Source organism: Microbulbifer weihaiensis (genome assembly GCF_048323715.1).
Taxonomy (GTDB): domain Bacteria; phylum Pseudomonadota; class Gammaproteobacteria; order Pseudomonadales; family Cellvibrionaceae; genus Microbulbifer.
Window position 1 is genome coordinate 306,971 of the sequence record NZ_JBLWFL010000005.1, and the last position, 17,397, is coordinate 324,367.

Annotated in this window: 15 protein-coding genes; 8 read left to right on the forward strand and 7 right to left on the reverse strand. The window is 60.3% G+C overall.

Annotation, left to right across the window (positions count from 1 at the left end; all coding sequences use genetic code 11):
• Positions 1 to 18: 18 nt before the first annotated feature.
• From rng to ACNKU7_RS07655, 5 genes are all read right to left on the reverse strand, one after another.
• Positions 19 to 1,506, reverse strand: coding sequence for a ribonuclease G (rng, locus tag ACNKU7_RS07635; protein WP_418296374.1), 1,488 nt, complete (start codon positions 1,504 to 1,506; stop codon positions 19 to 21).
• Between the two features lie 18 nt (positions 1,507 to 1,524).
• The gene (locus tag ACNKU7_RS07640; RefSeq protein WP_418296375.1) at positions 1,525 to 2,148 is read right to left on the reverse strand and encodes a Maf family protein; all 624 of its coding nucleotides are present in this window, start codon (positions 2,146 to 2,148) and stop codon (positions 1,525 to 1,527) included.
• Positions 2,149 to 2,282: 134 nt separating this feature from the next.
• The gene (gene mreD / locus ACNKU7_RS07645) at positions 2,283 to 2,762 is read right to left on the reverse strand and encodes a rod shape-determining protein MreD (protein WP_418296376.1); all 480 of its coding nucleotides are present in this window, start codon (positions 2,760 to 2,762) and stop codon (positions 2,283 to 2,285) included.
• Positions 2,763 to 2,767: 5 nt separating this feature from the next.
• On the reverse strand, positions 2,768 to 3,541 hold the full coding sequence (mreC, locus tag ACNKU7_RS07650; protein ID WP_418296377.1) for a rod shape-determining protein MreC: 774 nt from the start codon (positions 3,539 to 3,541) through the stop codon (positions 2,768 to 2,770).
• A gap of 160 nt (positions 3,542 to 3,701) precedes the next feature.
• Positions 3,702 to 4,736 (reverse strand): rod shape-determining protein, encoded by a 1,035-nt coding sequence (locus ACNKU7_RS07655; RefSeq protein ID WP_418296378.1) that lies wholly within the window; start codon positions 4,734 to 4,736, stop codon positions 3,702 to 3,704.
• A 479-nt stretch (positions 4,737 to 5,215) separates the two neighbouring features.
• Here ACNKU7_RS07655 and gatC point away from each other — a divergent pair, with 479 nt between their 5' ends.
• The 7 genes from gatC to cysZ all read left to right on the forward strand — a co-directional run bounded on the left by gatC (position 5,216) and on the right by cysZ (position 13,419).
• Positions 5,216 to 5,503: an Asp-tRNA(Asn)/Glu-tRNA(Gln) amidotransferase subunit GatC gene (gene gatC / locus ACNKU7_RS07660; RefSeq protein ID WP_418296379.1), complete on the forward strand. Its 288-nt coding sequence runs from the start codon at positions 5,216 to 5,218 to the stop codon at positions 5,501 to 5,503.
• 44 nt (positions 5,504 to 5,547) lie between these two features.
• Positions 5,548 to 7,002, forward strand: coding sequence for an Asp-tRNA(Asn)/Glu-tRNA(Gln) amidotransferase subunit GatA (gatA, locus tag ACNKU7_RS07665; protein WP_418296380.1), 1,455 nt, complete (start codon positions 5,548 to 5,550; stop codon positions 7,000 to 7,002).
• A gap of 13 nt (positions 7,003 to 7,015) precedes the next feature.
• Complete coding sequence (gene gatB / locus ACNKU7_RS07670; RefSeq protein ID WP_418296381.1) at positions 7,016 to 8,467, forward strand: Asp-tRNA(Asn)/Glu-tRNA(Gln) amidotransferase subunit GatB; 1,452 nt, start codon at positions 7,016 to 7,018, stop codon at positions 8,465 to 8,467.
• A gap of 261 nt (positions 8,468 to 8,728) precedes the next feature.
• The gene (locus ACNKU7_RS07675) at positions 8,729 to 10,417 is read left to right on the forward strand and encodes an AMP-binding protein (RefSeq protein WP_418296382.1); all 1,689 of its coding nucleotides are present in this window, start codon (positions 8,729 to 8,731) and stop codon (positions 10,415 to 10,417) included.
• A 226-nt stretch (positions 10,418 to 10,643) separates the two neighbouring features.
• Positions 10,644 to 12,182: an amidase gene (locus ACNKU7_RS07680; RefSeq protein ID WP_418296383.1), complete on the forward strand. Its 1,539-nt coding sequence runs from the start codon at positions 10,644 to 10,646 to the stop codon at positions 12,180 to 12,182.
• A gap of 33 nt (positions 12,183 to 12,215) precedes the next feature.
• Positions 12,216 to 12,512, forward strand: a complete 297-nt coding sequence (locus tag ACNKU7_RS07685) for a PA4642 family protein (protein ID WP_418296384.1) — start codon at positions 12,216 to 12,218, stop codon at positions 12,510 to 12,512.
• Between the two features lie 4 nt (positions 12,513 to 12,516).
• Positions 12,517 to 13,419 (forward strand): sulfate transporter CysZ, encoded by a 903-nt coding sequence (gene cysZ, locus ACNKU7_RS07690; protein ID WP_418296385.1) that lies wholly within the window; start codon positions 12,517 to 12,519, stop codon positions 13,417 to 13,419.
• 87 nt (positions 13,420 to 13,506) lie between these two features.
• Here the strand turns inward: cysZ and rhlB are convergent, their stop codons facing one another.
• Positions 13,507 to 15,054, reverse strand: a complete 1,548-nt coding sequence (gene rhlB, locus ACNKU7_RS07695) for an ATP-dependent RNA helicase RhlB (RefSeq protein WP_418296386.1) — start codon at positions 15,052 to 15,054, stop codon at positions 13,507 to 13,509.
• 91 nt (positions 15,055 to 15,145) lie between these two features.
• Positions 15,146 to 15,790 carry an HvfX family Cu-binding RiPP maturation protein gene (locus ACNKU7_RS07700; protein WP_418296387.1) on the reverse strand — a complete coding sequence of 215 codons (645 nt, stop codon included), beginning with the start codon at positions 15,788 to 15,790 and terminating at the stop codon, positions 15,146 to 15,148.
• 113 nt (positions 15,791 to 15,903) lie between these two features.
• Here ACNKU7_RS07700 and ACNKU7_RS07705 point away from each other — a divergent pair, with 113 nt between their 5' ends.
• Positions 15,904 to 17,262 (forward strand): MATE family efflux transporter, encoded by a 1,359-nt coding sequence (locus tag ACNKU7_RS07705; RefSeq protein WP_418296388.1) that lies wholly within the window; start codon positions 15,904 to 15,906, stop codon positions 17,260 to 17,262.
• The last annotated feature ends 135 nt before the right edge of the window (positions 17,263 to 17,397 follow it).

Below are 17,397 nucleotides of genomic sequence, written 5' to 3' on the forward strand. Positions count from 1 at the left end.
ACCGTCCATTGAGAGCGTTTACACCAGCACAATGTCGTATTGCTCCTGGTTGTAAATCGGCTCCACCTGAAACTGGATTGGCCGGCCAATGAACTCTTCCAGGTCCGCCACGTTTGCCGACTCTTCATCGAGCAGCAGGTCGATCACCACTTCGCTGGCGAGCACCATGATTTTTTCACTGTCATAGGCGCGCGCTTCGCGGATGATCTCGCGGAAGATCTCATAGCATACGGTCTCCGGCGTCTTGAGCGTGCCGCGACCGGCACACACCGGGCAGGGCTCGCACAGCATCTGCCCGAGGGACTCCCGGGTACGCTTGCGGGTCATTTCCACCAGCCCCAGCTCTGAAACCCCGGTGATGCTGTTTTTGGCGTGATCACGCTCCAAAGACTTTTCCAGGGTGCGCAATACCTGGCGCTGGTGTTCCGTATCCACCATGTCAATGAAGTCGATAATGATGATCCCGCCCAGGTTGCGCAGGCGCAGCTGGCGGGCAATCGCGGTCGCGGCCTCAAGATTGGTCTTGAAGATGGTCTCTTCCAGATTGCGGTGACCAACGAAGGCGCCAGTATTGACGTCGATGGTACTCATGGCCTCGGTCTGCTCCACGATCAGGTAGCCACCGGACTTCAGGGTCACTTTGTTCTGCAGGGCCTTGCGTATCTCTTCTTCGACACCGTAGAGATCAAACAGTGGCCGCTCGCCGGGGTAATGTTCGATACGCGGAGCGATTTCCGGTGCGTACTTGCCGGCAAACTTGGCCGCGCGGGCGTGCGCCTCGCGGGAATCGATGCGGATTTTTTCCGTGTGGGGGCGCGCGAGGTCGCGCAGGGCGCGCATGAAAAGAGGCAGGTCCTCGTAGATGATCGCCGGCTCTTTCTCCGACTTGATACGTTGCTCCAGCTCGCTCCACAGCTTGTAGAGAAACGGGATATCGCGCAGCAGTTCCTCTTCGCTGACACCCTCGGCAACGGTGCGCAAAATAAATCCACCGTTGCCGCTGTGTCCCTCTTCCGCGAGGCGCGCGGAGGCGAGATCCACCAGTTCGCGCAGGCGCTCACGCTCGGATTCGTCTTCAATACGGTTGGAAATACCGATATGCCGGGTCTGCGGCATGTACACCAGATAGCGGGCAGACACCGACAGGTGCGTGGTCAGGCGCGCCCCCTTGCTGCTGATGGGATCCTTGACGACCTGCACCACGAGCGACTGGCCTTCACGCACCAGTGCACGGATATCAGCCACCTCGCCCTCGCGGGACTCCATGCCTTCTTCGTCCAGCGGCGCGATATCCGAGGCGTGAATGAAGCCTGCACGTTCGAGGCCGATGTCGACAAATGCGGCCTGCATTCCCGGCAGTACCCGCACAACTTTACCCTTGTAGATATTCCCGACGATCCCACGCCGGGCACTGCGCTCCAGGTAAACCTCCTGCAGCACACCGTTTTCCACCAGCGCGACCCGGGTTTCCATCGGCGCCACGTTGATCAGTAATTCTTCGCTCACGGGCCCGTCTCTCCTAACTCACCCAAGCTCACTGCGCTTGTCGAACTGCCAATAGGGTATACCGGCACGCTCCAGCAGCGGCGCCAGCGTCTCCAGCGGCAGCCCGACAACATTGCTGTAACTGCCTTCTATCGATGCCACCAGTAGCGCACCCATCCCCTGAATACCGTAACCACCCGCTTTGTCCACAGGCTCCCCGGTTTCCCAATACGCCTCTATCAGGCGGCGATCCAGGGGGCGGAAGCGCACCCGGGTTTCCGCCACCTCACGGAAAGTCTCACGCGCACCGGTCAGGCAAATGGCCGTCAGCACTTTGTGCTCGCCGCCGGACAACAACTGCATCATGCGCGCAAAATCGGCAAACTCCCGCGGTTTTTCCAGTACCTGCTCTCCAGCCACCACGATCGTATCCGCGCCCAGCGACCACAGGCGCTCACTGCCACCGGCCAGCGCCAGGCCCGCGCGCGCCTTGTCTTCCGCCAGTCGCAAGACATAAGACTGTGGATCCTCATCCACCCGCCGGGTTTCCTCAACCTGGGTTGCCGCAGTAGAAAAAGGCACACCGATCTGCATCAGCAACTCTGCACGGCGTGGAGAGGCTGAGGCAAGCAGAAGACGGCTGTCAGATTTGGCTTCAGGCACGATTCAATAGTTACTTATGGTTATATCTGGTTCGGGTGAAAAGCGATTATAGCGGCATAGGTCGAAAATTGACCGCACTCATTACACGCTTTTACACATACCCCCTGACGCCCCAAGGGGAGAAAAACATTTCATCAGCGCACCCGCAGGCGGGAGGCAATGCCGTGCAACCAGGGTGTCACCAGCGGCCACAGCAGCGCCGTTGTCAGCGCAGGCCAGAGGAAGGTCAGGCCCGGTACCGTTTTGCCAACCAGGCTGTGCACCCAGTTTCCCAGCAACTGGTTAATCCCCACCAGCACAAACACCCACATCAATTGCTGCGCGGGGTTGAACGCGCGGGTGCGTTGATAGGTCAGCAAACTGAAATAGGCCAGCACGGCCAGGGACAGGGCGTGGGCCCCGAGTGTCGATCCGGTCACCAGATCTTCCGCAATTCCCACCAGCCAGGCAAAGCCCACCCCCAGGCTCTGGGGCATGCGGGTGGTCCAGAAAATGACCAGCAGAGCACAGAATGCCGGGCGAAACCACAGCCAGGCATAAGGCAGGGGCATTACTGCCAGCAACAGGGCAATGACCACGGTGAACAAGATAAACCAGCGGTTGTTGGCGTCCATCACCGTCAGTCCTGGCTGCCGATGACAGCCAGCACGAAGCGGCTCCGGTTCATCTGGCCGCGGGGCTGAACGTCAACATCCGCAAACGCACGCCCGGGATCGCGGCGCACGGCGATCACCTCGCCCACCGGATAACCCGCAGGAAAGCGCCCGCCGAGTCCCGAGCTGAGCAGCAGGTCACCTTCGCGGATATCACTGGTGTTGGCCAGGTGACGCAGCTCCAGGCGATAGAGATCGCCGGTGCCTTCAGCCACGGCCCGAACGCTGTTGCGCAGTACCTGTACCGGTAACGCATGGCCCGCATCCGTAATCAGCAGCACGCGACTGGAAAAGTCACCGGCCTCGATCACCTGCCCAAGCAGACCGCTGGCATCCATGATCGCGGTGCCCTGCCGGATACCATCGGAGCGCCCCTTGTCGATGATCAGCACATGTTCAAGCGGATCCGGGGAAACACCGATCACCTGTGCCACCAGCACGCGCTGGTCGACACTCTCGGCAGAGTTCATCAGCTCCTTGAGCTGGGTATTTTCAGCGCGCACCGCTGCCAGCAACTGGGTCTGCTGCTCCAGCAGCATCACCTGATGCTTGAGGCGACTGTTCTCTTCCACCAGTTCTTCGCGGGTACGCAACTGGTCACCCGCCCAGTCACCCACCCGGCCGGGAGTCCCCGTTATCCAGTAGAACGGCGCAGCGAGGCTCGCGGCACGCTCCTTGAGCGGATCCAGCCAGTCGGTATAGATATTGACGAGAATGAGCGCACCAGCCAGCAGTCCCAATACAATAATGCGGGATTCCGGCGACGGGCCTCGGGTAAATAGCGGTTTAATGGGCAGGCCCCCATTAACAGGTCTGCGAAAGTATTGTTATTGGTCGTGACTGCACATCAATGTGCGTTTGGATTCTGCGGTACCCATCCCTGGGCACCGCAGCGATGAATCAGTTACTCACCAGGTACAGACGGCTCTTGTCCATCATGTCCAGCGCCTTGCCGCCACCGCGGGCGACACAGGTCAGCGGGTCGTCGGCCACAATCACAGGCAGACCGGACTCTTCCATCAGCAGGCGATCCAGGTCACGCAGCAGCGCGCCGCCGCCGGTGAGCACCATGCCGCGTTCGGCGATGTCCGAGGCCAGCTCGGGCGGAGACTGTTCCAGCGCGCTTTTAACCGCCTGTACGATGCCGGTCAGCGGCTCTTGCAGCGCTTCGAGAATCTCGTCGCTGTTCAGGGTGAAGCTGCGCGGCACGCCTTCAGCCAGGTTGCGACCGCGCACGTCAATTTCGCGCACTTCGCTGCCCGCGTAGGCGCAGCCAATCTCTTCTTTGATCCGCTCAGCCGTGGCGTCGCCAATGACACTGCCGTAGTTGCGGCGCACGTAGTTAACGATCGCCTCATCAAAGCGGTCGCCGCCGATGCGCACAGAATCAGAGTAAACCACGCCATTCAGGGAGATGATCGCGATCTCGGTAGTACCACCACCGATATCCACCACCATGGAACCACTGGCTTCTTCTACCTTGAGGCCGGCACCGATGGCGGCAGCCATAGGCTCCTCGATCAACCAGACCTCACGGGCACCCGCACCCAGAGCGGACTCCCGGATCGCGCGGCGTTCCACCTCGGTGGACTGGCAGGGAACACACACCAGTACCCGCGGGCTTGGGCGCATCCAGCTGTTTTCATGCACTTTCTTGATAAAGTGCTGCAGCATTTTTTCGGTGACCTGGAAATCAGCGATTACCCCATCTTTCAGCGGGCGGATCGCAGTGATATTCCCCGGCGTACGGCCGAGCATACGCTTGGCTTCCACACCCACGGCTTCCACTATCTTGGTGCCGTTGTAGTGACGGATGGCGACAACTGAGGGTTCATCCAGAACTACGCCGCGATCGCGCACGTAGATCAGCGTATTTGCAGTACCCAGGTCAATGGAGAGATCACTGGAGAACATGCCCCGCAAACGTTTAAACATGGAGTTCGATTACCTTATTCTGAAGTACAACACCTGAAACAGAATTGGGTTCAGGTGCCGCAGAGTGCTGACCATACTAGCTGACAGCACTCCCGGCGAGGGAAAGTGTTACAGGGTAGTTAGTCAACACAAATAATTCTGTGTTCCGGACAACGTTTCTGCCGGTTCTTCAAGCCCCATCCCGGCGCTTGCAAACTGAGGTTGCGGCCAGACGCAGCGGGGCTCTGGCCAGAATCGGCAAACTCTAACAACGGCGCGGGTTGAGGGCAAGGTGAAATAGGGCTAATTGCCCGGTCTGGCCCCGCCTGGCCCTCCGCCTGGAGTCATTGCCGGCAAGCCTTGGGAGATTGTCCCCCATCTGTGGTAAATTTGCGCACCTTTAACTGATTACCGCCGGAATACCAGCGGATATTCCCGCCGGCTCTTCAACAGCCCGCCGGCGCAAGTTAGCCAATGAGAAGCTGGAGTCTCTTACCCCCATGGCCGTGGACGCGCAAACCGTAGAAAAGCTGGCCGAGCTGGCCCGCATCGCCATCTCCGAAGAAACCATAGACGAAGTCAGCAGTCGCCTAGGCGACGTACTGCAGCTGGTCGACCAGTTGCAGGCCGTCAACACTGAAGGGGTAGAGCCCATGGCCCACCCCCTGGACGAAGTGCAGACGCTGCGCAAAGACGTAGTCACTGAGCCCAATTGCCGAGAGGAATTCCTCAAGCTGGCTCCGCAGACGGAAGCCGGCCTCTACCTGGTTCCCAAGGTCATCGACTGACCCTGCCGCACCACACTACCGAATCAGAATAATCCGGATTTGCCATGCATCAGTTGACCATAGCGGAAATCATCCGCGGCCTGCGCGACAGGCAGTTTTCCAGCGTCGAAATCACCAGCCACCTGCTGGAGCGCATTCAGAGGCTGGACGGCCACTACAACAGTTTCATTACCGTTACCGGTGAGCAGGCCATCACCCAGGCGGCCGCGGCTGACGCGCGCCTGGCCGCGGGTGACGCCCCAGCCCTGTGCGGCGTACCCATCGCGCACAAAGACATCTTCTGCACCAACGGTGTGCGCACCAGTTGCGGCTCCAGGATGCTCGACAACTTTGTACCGCCATACGACGCCACCGTGGTGGAAAATTTCCAGCAGGCCGGCGCTGTCAGCCTGGGTAAGACCAATATGGACGAGTTCGCCATGGGCTCCTCCAATGAAAGCAGTTACTACGGCGCAGTAAAGAATCCCTGGGACGCGGCACGTATTCCCGGCGGCTCCTCAGGTGGTTCGGCGGCCGCGGTTGCCGCACAGCTGGTGCCCGGCACCACCGCCACCGACACCGGCGGCTCTATTCGGCAACCGGCGGCGATGACCGGCACCACCGGTCTCAAACCGACCTACGGCCGCGTATCCCGCTGGGGCATGATTGCCTTCGCCTCCAGCCTGGATCAGGGCGGCCCCATCGCGCGCACCGCAGAAGACGTTGCCCTGATGCTGTCGGTTATGGCCGGCAGCGACCGCAAGGACTCCACCTGTCTCGACCGTCCGCAGCAGGATTACACCGCAAACCTCACCGATGCCATTGCCGGCCTCAAAATCGGCGTGCCCCGGGAGTACTTTGGCGAGGGCCTGGACAGTGAAGTGGGCGCTCGCGTGCAGGAAGCGCTGAAACAGTACGAGGCACTGGGTGCCGAGCTGGTGGAAATCAGCCTCCCCCACAGCAAGCTGGCGGTGCCGGCCTATTACGTCATCGCGCCCGCAGAAGCCTCTGCCAACCTGTCGCGTTTCGACGGCGTGCGCTACGGCTATCGCTGCGAAAACCCGGCAGATCTGCGCGACCTGTACATGCGCTCCCGCGGCGAGGGCTTCGGCGAGGAGGTCAAACGCCGCATCCTCGTTGGCAGCTACGCCCTCTCGGCCGGTTATTACGACGCCTACTACAACAAGGCCCAGCAGGTGCGCCGCCTGATCAAGCAGGACTTTGTTGACGCCTTCCAGAAAGTCGACGTCATCATGGGGCCCACCGCACCCAACCCTGCGTTCAAGCTGGGCGAAAAGAACGCAGATCCGGTGGCCATGTATCTGGAAGATATCTACACCATCGCCACCAACCTGGCGGGACTGCCCGGCATGTCCCTGCCCTGCGGCTTTGCCCACGGCCTGCCTGTTGGCCTGCAAATCATCGGCAACTACCTGGATGAGGCGCGCATGCTGAACGCCGCGCACCAGTACCAGCAGGCGACCGACTGGCACCAGCAAACAGCCCCGACGGCAGAATAAAAGGAGACGCGACGTGGAATGGGAAGTAGTCATCGGGCTGGAAGTACACGTACAGCTCGCCACCCAATCGAAGATTTTTTCCGGCGCCAGCACCGCCTTTGGTGCCGAGCCAAACACTCAGGCTTGCGCCATTGATCTCGCCATGCCGGGCACCCTTCCGGTGCCGAACGAGGAAGCCTTCCGCTACGCGGTGATGTTTGGCCTCGCGATGAATGCGGAAATTGGCAAGCGCTCGGTATTCGAGCGCAAGAATTATTTCTATCCGGACTTGCCCAAGGGCTACCAGACTACCCAGCTGGAAAAGCCGATCGTGGGTGCAGGCCAGATCGAGATTCACCTGGAAGATGGCAGCAGCAAGACCGTGCGCCTGCATCACGCGCACCTGGAAGAAGACGCGGGCAAATCCCTGCACGAAGACTTTCACGGTATGTCCGGTATCGACCTCAACCGCGCCGGTACCCCACTGATTGAAATCGTATCCGAGCCGGATATGCGCAGCGCCGCGGAAGCCGTGGCCTACCTGAAAAAGATTCACAGCATTGTTACCTATCTGGGTATTTCCGACGGCGACATGTCCCAGGGCTCGCTGCGCTGTGACGCAAACGTGTCCGTGCGCCTCAAGGGCGAGGAAGAACTGGGCACACGCACCGAGATCAAGAACCTGAACTCCTTCCGCTTTATCGAGAAGGCCATCAAGGTCGAAGCCCAGCGCCAGATCGACCTGATCGAGGACGGCGGCAAGGTCGTGCAGGAAACCCGCCTGTACGATGCGGACAAGAACGAAACCCGCTCCATGCGCAGCAAGGAAGTTGCCAACGATTACCGCTACTTCCCCTGCCCGGACCTGCTGCCGGTGGTGCTGTCTGACGAATACATCGAGCAGATTCGCGGCGAACTGCCGGAGCTGCCGGATGCCAAATGTGCGCGCTTTGAGCAGGACTACGGCCTCTCCGCCTACGACGCCGACCAGCTGACCCAGGAGCGTGCCACCGCCGATTACTTCGAACAGGTAGCAGCCGAATCCGGTGAGCCGAAACTCGCCGCCAACTGGGTGATGGGCGAGCTCGCCGCGCTGCTGAATCGCGAGGAGAAGGCAATCGCGGATTCCCCGGTTTCCGCAGTGCACCTCGCTGGCCTGATTGCGCGCATCAAGGACAACACCATTTCCAGCAAGATCGCCAAGCAGGTGTTCGAGGCCATGGCCAACGGCGAAGGTGATGCGGATGCAGTGATTGACGCCAAGGGACTGAAGCAGGTCTCCGATACCAGCGCCATCGAAAAAATGGTGGACGACGTGATCGCGGCCAGCGGCGCACAGGTGGACAACTACCGCAACGCCGATCCCGACAAGCGCCCGAAAATGATGGGTTATTTCGTCGGCCAGATCATGAAAGTCTCCAAGGGCCAGGCAAACCCTCAGATGATCAACAAGATCCTGAAGGACAAGCTCGACGCCCTGCTCTGATCCGCTTCGCGGGGCCCAGCCGGGCCCCGCAAACCAGCTGCCCCTGTGCGCTCCCCCCTATATCTCGCCGCCCCACATCTCTCGTTGCCCCTCCCAGAATTGTCCTCCCCCTCATCAATGCGCCACTTTCGACGAATGGGTAATGGACACCGGGAACCCAACCGTGAAAAGCTGAGACCAATAACAATAAAACGCCGGACCGTGCCATGACGACCTCGCACCCGGCCCGAATAACACCTGCAACAACAAGAGGTGCCAGCAATGAACCACCCACTTCCCAGCTACACCAAGGGCGACACCAGCCAGCCGCTGCTCGAAATGACCATCGGCGACAAGTTTGACGAGATTGCCGCAAAATTTCCCGGCAACGAGGCGCTGATCGCGCGCCACCAGCACATCCGCTGGACCTATACAGAATTCAAGCAGCAGGTCGACAACTGCGCCCGCGCGCTGCTGGCACTCGGTATCCACAAGGGAGACAGGGTCGGAGTCTGGTCGCCCAACTGCGCCGAGTGGACTACGATGCAGTTTGCCACCGCAAAAATCGGTGCCATCCTGGTCAACATCAACCCGTCCTACCGCCTGCACGAACTGGAATACGCCCTCAACCACTCGCAAACCCGCATGCTGGTCATGGCAGAGCGCTTCAAAAGCTCCGATTACACCGCGATGCTCTACGAGCTGGCGCCGGAACTCAAAACCTGTGACAAAGCGCAGCTGCGCTCGGAAAAACTTCCACACCTGGAACTGGTGGTGAACATTGCCACCACATCCTATCCCGGTATGTGGCGCTGGCAGGATCTGCAACAGCAGGCCGCCGCCGTCCCACCGCAAACCCTGGCGCGCGCGCAGGCGGCACTGCACTGCAGTGATCCGATCAATATCCAGTACACCTCCGGCACCACTGGCGCGCCGAAAGGCGCCACCCTGTCTCACCGCAACATCCTCAACAATGGCTTTTTCGTTGCCGAAAGTATCGGCCTGACGGAAAAGGATCGCCTGGTCATCCCGGTACCCCTGTACCACTGCTTTGGCATGGTCATGGCCAACCTCGGTTGCGTCACCCACGGCGCCACCATGATCTATCCCGGCGAGGGCTTTGATCCGCGCGCGGTTTTGGAAACGGTGAGCGCGGAACGCGCCACCGCCCTCTACGGCGTGCCCACCATGTTTATCGCCGAGCTGGATCAACCCAACTTCGCAGACTTTGACCTGAGCTCGCTGCGCACCGGGATCATGGCCGGATCCATCTGCCCCGAAGAAGTGATGAAGGCGGTCAACAGCCGCATGCACATGCACGAAGTCCAGATCGCCTATGGCATGACCGAGACCAGCCCGGTTTCCACCCAGACCGGCGCCGCCGACGCCTTCGACAAGCGCGTCACCACCGTGGGCCGCACACAGCCGCACCTGGAATCCCGGATCATCGATCCGGCCAGCGGCGTGACATTACCGCGCGGGGAAATCGGTGAACTTTGCACCCGCGGTTACAGCGTGATGCTCGGTTACTGGGACAACGAAGCGGCAACCCGCGACGCCATCGATAGCGACGGCTGGATGCACACCGGAGACCTGGCCACCATGGACGACGAGGGATATATCCAGATTGTCGGGCGGATCAAGGACATGGTGATTCGCGGCGGCGAGAACATTTACCCGAAAGAGATCGAGGAGTTCCTCTACACCCACCCCGCCATTTCGGATGTCCAGGTCACGGGGATACCGGACAAGAAATACGGTGAGGAACTGATCGCCTGGGTGCGACTCCGGGCGGGCTGCGAGCCGGTTTCCGCGGATGACCTGCGAGCCTTCTGCCAAGGCAAGATCGCCCACTTCAAGGTTCCCCGATACTTCAAATTCGTCGATGAATTCCCCATGACCGTAACGGGTAAAATCCAGAAGTTCCGCATGCGTGAAATCTCCATCGCCGAGCTGGGTATCGAAGCCTGAAACGGTAATTACACTGGGTATCCAGTACCGCTGCCACAATGGCATCAAGCCTGGGCGGGCCCTTCTGGCCCGCCCCTTGCACCGCCTACCCCACCCCTTTAGGCTCAGATCAACGGCGCCAGCTTTGCGCGCCGCCCGACGATGCACACGGCCACCGGGCCCGATGTAGCCGCCGGTTTATTCCAGAACAATAATTCCGCAGAACAATAATTCCGGAAAAACACTTATGAAAATAATAAATACACTGGCAGCCAGCCTGCTTGTTCTCACGTTCAGCAACCCGGGGTTCACCCAGGCCCAGTTCACCACCACCTCCGACATTCGCGCGGCACTGGACGAAGGCGCCACCACATCCGAACAGCTGGTGAGTCGCTATACCCAGCAAATTCAGCAGCTTAACGAAAAACTGCATGCCGTCACCCAACTGAATCCGGCCGCACTGGAGGAAGCCCGGCGGCTCGACAGACTGCGCAATCAAGGTCAGGTGCTCGGCCCGTTGCACGGTATCCCGGTGCTGCTGAAAGACAATATCGATACCGCTGATGGACTGGCAAACACGGCGGGCTCCATCCTGCTGCTGGACAATGTCCCGCAAACTGACGCCCACCTTGTGTCCCAGCTCAAGAAAAACGGAGCGATCATTCTCGGTAAGGCCAACCTGAGCGAGTGGGCGAACTTTCGCTCCACCAATTCCTCCAGTGGCTGGAGCAGCACCGGCGGGCAGGCACGCAATCCCTACGACCTCACCCGCAGCCCCTGTGGTTCCAGTGCCGGCTCCGCCGTTGCCGTCGCTGCCGGTCTGGTACCTCTGGCGGTGGGTACCGAAACCGACGGTTCCATCACCTGCCCATCCGCCGTCAATGGCATCGTCGGCATCAAGCCAACCCTCGGGCTGGTCAGCCGCTCCGGTATCATCCCGATTTCCGCCTACCAGGACACCGCGGGTCCGATGGCCGCCACCGTGACCGGCGCAACCCTGCTGCTGGATGCCATGGTGGGCAAGGACGCCACAGACCGTGACAGTTTCGAGGCGCCGACCCGCTATGCCGACCACCTCAGGCCAGATGGCCTGCAGGGATTGCGCATTGGGGTGGTGCGCAACCTCATGGGGTACAGCGCACAGACCGATGCAGTATTTGAAGGGGCGTTATCCATTCTGCGCGAACAGGGCGCCACGGTTATCGACGACGCCAATATCGAAACCCTCGAGCAAATAAATGCACTGGAATTTGACCTGCTGGCGTGGGAGTTCAAGGACGCACTCAACGATTACCTGGCCACAGCCACCACCCGCTACAAGACACTGGAAGCACTGATCGCGGCGAACCGCGAGCGCAAGGAAATGGCCATGCCCTATTTCGGCCAGGAAATCTTCGAAATGGCACAGCGCTCACAGGGGCGCAAAGAAAAAGGGTTCACCAGAAAAATCGCCGAACTGCGCGGTCTTGCACGCGATCGCGGGATTGACGCCACCATGGCGAAGCACAAGGTGGATATCCTGATCGCACCGACGGTCAGCCCGGCGTGGAGAATCGATCACATCAATGGCGACCACTATCTTGGCTCCGCCACGACACCCGCCGCCGTAGCCGGATACCCCCATATCACCGTCCCCATGGGGTTTATACGACACCTGCCGATAGGCATTTCCTTTTTTGCCAGCGCCAATCAGGAAGACAGGCTGATTGCTGCCGCATACAATTACGAGCAGGCCAGCCAGCAGCGCCGCGCTCCGCGGTTTTTGAATGGCGACCCGGCCCCGTAAATTTTCGGCAGCAATTGAAAGAAGGAAGTAACAATGAGCCTGAAAAAAGACAAGCAAAAAATTCTCGGCGAAGTTTTCGATGATGCGCGCATCGCCGAGTTTCTGGTTGGTGAGGCGCCGGACGGCTTCAACCGGGATTTCTATCTACTGGAACGCGCCTACCGCGGCATGAAAGCCGAAAACTTTTCCACCTTTGTGCACCTGTTCAAGCAACAGGGCCTGGATCTGAACAGCCAGAGTCCCGAGGGCGAGACACTGCTGGCGCGCATTGGCGAACACGTGCAGGGCACAGAATACGCGGAAATTCTGCGCGCAGCCGGAGCAAAATAACGCCATGACATCCAACCCGGTACACGGCGTCAACGCACTGATCCGGGGGGCGCAGCTGCTGACCCGGAAAGAGCTGCGCCCGTTCATCATCATTCCCCTGCTCATCAACCTGGTGCTGTTTATCGCACTGGGCGCCCTGATGGTCAGCCAGTTCGATGACCTCGGCCAGTTTATCGGCGGCCTGCTGTCGGACTCACCTGTCGACACCTCCAACATGTCCTGGTGGCGGGCCATACTCGCCAAGGGTGCGGACTGGGCTGCCAGTGTGTTCCAGTGGCTGGCCTGGCTGATTGCCATTGCCGTGGTGCTGCTGTTCTTCCTGGTGTACGGCTATCTGTTCGGCATCATTACCAATATCATCGCCGCCCCCTTTAACGGCCTTCTTGCGGAGAAAGTCGAGGAACTGCTCACGGGCCACCCGCCCCCCCCGGAAGCGCTGCACAGCATGGTGTTCCGCACCCTGGGACGGGAATTGCGCAAGCTGATGTACTTTCTCGGCTGGGGCATTGTGATTTTCATCATCGCCCTGCTCACCAGCTGGACCGTGTTCATCCCCGCGATCCTCACCGCGTTGTGGGGCGCCTGGTGCATGGCGATCCAGTATGTGGACTACCCGCTGGACAACCACCAGCGCTCTTTCAGTGAACTCAAGCGGGTGCTCACGCGCAAGAAGCTCACCACCCTGGGATTCGGCGGCAGCGTGATGCTGGCAAAGATGGTGCCGATCCTGAATATTTTCGTGATGCCTGCGGCAGTTGCCGGCGGCACGGCGCTGTGGGTGGAACGCATCTGGACCGAAGGCGACCCGGGCAAGGGCCCCAACGGAAGCCGCGGGCGGGAACTCAACCATCTCGAAGTCACAAAAGAAAGAAAATGGCCGAAGGGTATCGACGGCCCGGAAAAGTAAGCGCGTGAAATTCCAGGCAATAAAAAACGCGGGAATTCCCGCGTTTTTTATTGCCCGTCACTCGGCCTCAGCCGTTTATCAGAGCGATCAGTGGCGAGGTCTTCCACTGCCGCCACGACGTCCACCGCGATTTCCGCCGCGGTCACCACCGCGATCGCCGCGATCACCGCTGCTGCGCTTGACGTGTACTTTGGGTGGTTCCACCAGCAGCTCTTCCGGCGGCACTTCGCATTTCAGCTTGCTGCCCAGCAACTGCTCGATCGGTTCCAGGCGCATGGCATCGTCTTCACAGGCAAAACTGATCGATGTACCACTCTTGCCGGCGCGGCCGGTACGGCCGATACGGTGGACATAATCTTCCGGCTCTTCCGGCAGGGTGTAGTTCACCACGTGACTGATACCGTCGATATGGATACCCCGGCCCGCCACGTCCGTAGCCACCAGTACCCTGGATTTGCCGGTCTTGAAGTCTTCGAGTGTGCGCACGCGCTTGTTCTGCGCCACCTCACCGGACAACAGACCGGCGTTGAAGCCGTGTGCGATGAGGTTTTCATGCAGGCGGCGGCACTGGTCGCGGCGGTTGGCAAAGACAATCAGGCTTTCCACCTCATCGCCTTGCAGGATGTTGTACAGCAGCTTGTACTTTTCATCCCCAGACACGAGGTAAACATTCTGGGTCACAGAATCAGTGGCCACGCGCTCCGGTTCGATTTCCACAATGACCGGATCGAGCGTCCACTGTTCCACCAGGTCATCCACTTCCGGGGTGAAGGTGGCCGAGAAGAACATGGTCTGGCGATGGGTCTTGCGCGGGGTCTGGCGCACGATACGGCGAACCTGCGGAATAAAGCCCATATCCAGCATGCGATCTGCTTCGTCGATGACCAGGAATTCCACCTGATCCAGGTAACAGTCGCGATTGCTGACAAAATCCAGCAAGCGGCCCGGGGTGGCCACGAGGATATCCACAAAGCGCTCGTTCAGCGCCTTCTGCTGTTTCTGGTAATCCATACCGCCCACTAGCGTGTGGATTTCCAGATCCGTGTATTTACACAGGTTCTTGGCGTCGTCAGCAATCTGCATCACCAGCTCGCGGGTCGGTGCAATGATCAGCGCGCGGGCTTCGCCGGCATAGCGCTCGCCATCAAACGGCTGTTTGAGCAGCTCGTCGATCACCGTGATCAGGAAGGCCGCAGTCTTGCCGGTTCCGGTCTGGGCTTTACCCACCAGGTCGTGACCGTTCAGGGTGTGTGGCAGCGACTGTCCCTGAATGGGCGAACAGTACTGGAAGCCGAGGTCAGCAATACCATGCATCAGGGGCAGTGGCAGATCCAGGTCGTGAAAACGGATTTTCCCTTCCTGCTCCGGTACCTGGAACTGATCCAGGCTCCAGGAGGACTGCTCGGCCGGCTTGCGCGGGCTGTCGGAACGACCGCCCTTGCCGCCAGGTTTTCCTCCGCCGGCGCTGCCCCGCCGCCCGCGCTTGCGCCCGTCTTCGGACTTGCCGCTCTCCCGAGTGGAGGCGGAGCGCGTTTTATCAGCGCCAGAAGCTTTCTGCTCCGGTGCCGGGTGCGACTGTTTATTCTGGTTATCCTGCGCACTGCCTGAGGAACGGCGGAAAAACTTACCTATCAACGGATTACTCGCTCAATGATCAAATATTCGGCGAGTATATCATCTATATGGCCCAGGTATCGGTTATATGGCTCAGGTATCGGTCTAAGAATCAGGTATGGCGCCCGGAATCAGCGATCGTCACGCCACGGTGCCTGGCAATCCAGTAATCCAGGCTCACATAGCGACCGCCGCCGCTGAACAGCAGCGCCATCAGCATGATGAAGTAGGTCGCGGCAAATTCGATCCCATTCTTCAGAACCGTGAAATTGCCGGCCTCGGTCAGCCAGGCGTAGTTTCCGTATTCTTTCAGCAGCGCCACCGCCTTGTCCTTGCGCACCACCGCCTCGGCAATGAGATCCCTGCGCCACTCCCAGGGCATGGTGAGCGTCTGCTCCGGCAAAGCGTGCCAGCCGTACTGCCAGTGCGCAGTCACTGCGGCCACCGCCATCGTGACCATAAGTGGCATCGCCACCAACCGCACCCCCAGCCCCACGAGCAGGGCGATGCCACCGATAAATTCGGTCAGGGCCGCCAGCCACGCCATCACTACCGGAGCGGGAAGCCCCAGCCCCCATTCCGGGTTGCCAAACCAGGCGGCCACGTCGTCGATGTGACCGAGCTTGTTCAGGCCCGCGAGCACAAATATCGGCCCCAGAAATACCCTCAGCGCCAGCGGCCCCAGGCCGTCCAGTGGACGCAGGAAATGCAGGAAGCCCCGGTAAATACGATTGAACACGCTGCGGTCGCCATCCATAATTCGCTCCGAATTTTCCGCCGTTTTTTATCTGGTCGGATCAGCCGCCGGATTCTTACCGATTTTTCCCGCTGGCCTGGCTCCGCACCAGTTTAGTCACTCGTGTTATCCCCATGCTGAAACTCTACAAACGCGCTACGGCGACCGAGCTGCGCCACCTGACCAACCTCGGCGGTCCGCTGGTGGTCAGCAATCTGGCGGTGGTCAGCATGGGCGTGACTGACACCATTGTCGCCGGCCAGTCCGGCGAGACCGACCTCGCCGGACTGGCGCTGGGCTCGAGTATCTGGGCGGTGTGCGCGGTAACCCTGATCGGCATGCTCGCCGCGGTATCCCCGGTGGTCGCAAATTTGCGCGGCGCCAGGGATGAAAAAGGCTGCGCACAGCAGATGCGGCAGTCCGTGTGGATCGCGCTGGCGGGTGGGCTGCTGGTGATTGCGGGGCTGGTGACATCCTTCTGGTGGAGCCAGTGGATCCAGACTGAGGAACCGGTGCGCCAGGTCATGATCCACTACCTGCTGGCACTGGCCACTGGCACCCTGCCCTTTGCCTTGGGCAGCGCCCTGCGCGGTTACTGCGAGGGTATGGGACAGGTACGGCCGGTCATGCGAATTTACCTGGCTGCCGCTGCCCTCAATATCCCGCTGGATGTACTGCTGGTGTTCGGATGGGGCCCCATACCCGCGATGGGAGGCGCCGGCTGTGGCTGGGCCACCAGCTTTGTGTGCTGGTGCATCGCCATCGCGCTGTACTGGCACGCCAAACAGGATCCGGCCTACCGCGCACTGAAACTGCGCCTGCTGCCACCGCGACCGCACTGGCCCACCCTGCGCCACCTGCTGGCGGTGGGTATGCCAATCTGCGTCGGCGCCGCCGGCGAGGTCACCTTCTTTGCCAGCCTCGCACTGCTGCTTGCCTCCTACGGCGCCACCATTGTGGCCGCCCACCAGATCGGCCTCAGTATTGGATCGGTATTTTACCTGGTGGCACTGGCGCTGGCCCAGGCAGTCAGTATCCGCACCGCACAGGTACTGGGGCAAAAACGCCCCAAGCGCGCGCGATTTGTGAGTATCGTCGGAGTCTGCAGCGGGCTCGTCTATGCCCTGTGTACCGGGGTAATCCTGATCACCCTGCGCGACCTGCTGGTGCTCGCCTATACGGACAACCCGGACATCACTGCCGTGGCCACCAACCTGCTGTTACTCGCCGCCGCCTTCCAGCTGGTGGACGTGGCCCAGGCCATGGCCTGGGGTGCCCTGCGCGGCTATAAAGACACCCAGGTGCCCATGTACATGCAGCTGTTTTCCTACTGGCTGGTCGGACTTGGCAGTGCCTACTGGCTCGGCGAGCAGCTGTGGGGAGTGTACGGTTACTGGACCGGCATCTGTATCGGGCTCGGCACAGCGGCGGTTCTGCTTATGTTGCGCCTGCGGCGAACCAGCGCCAGGGCCATGCGAACCCGCCGGTTGTAACCACATCCATAATTCGCCAAGTATCGCGCAATTCCAGACTGCGCGATTGGCTATACTCGCGCTCGCATGGAACCCTTGACGAGATTTCGCGCCAAACAGTCCTGAGTCACCCAAAACAGTCCTGAACTGAAATCC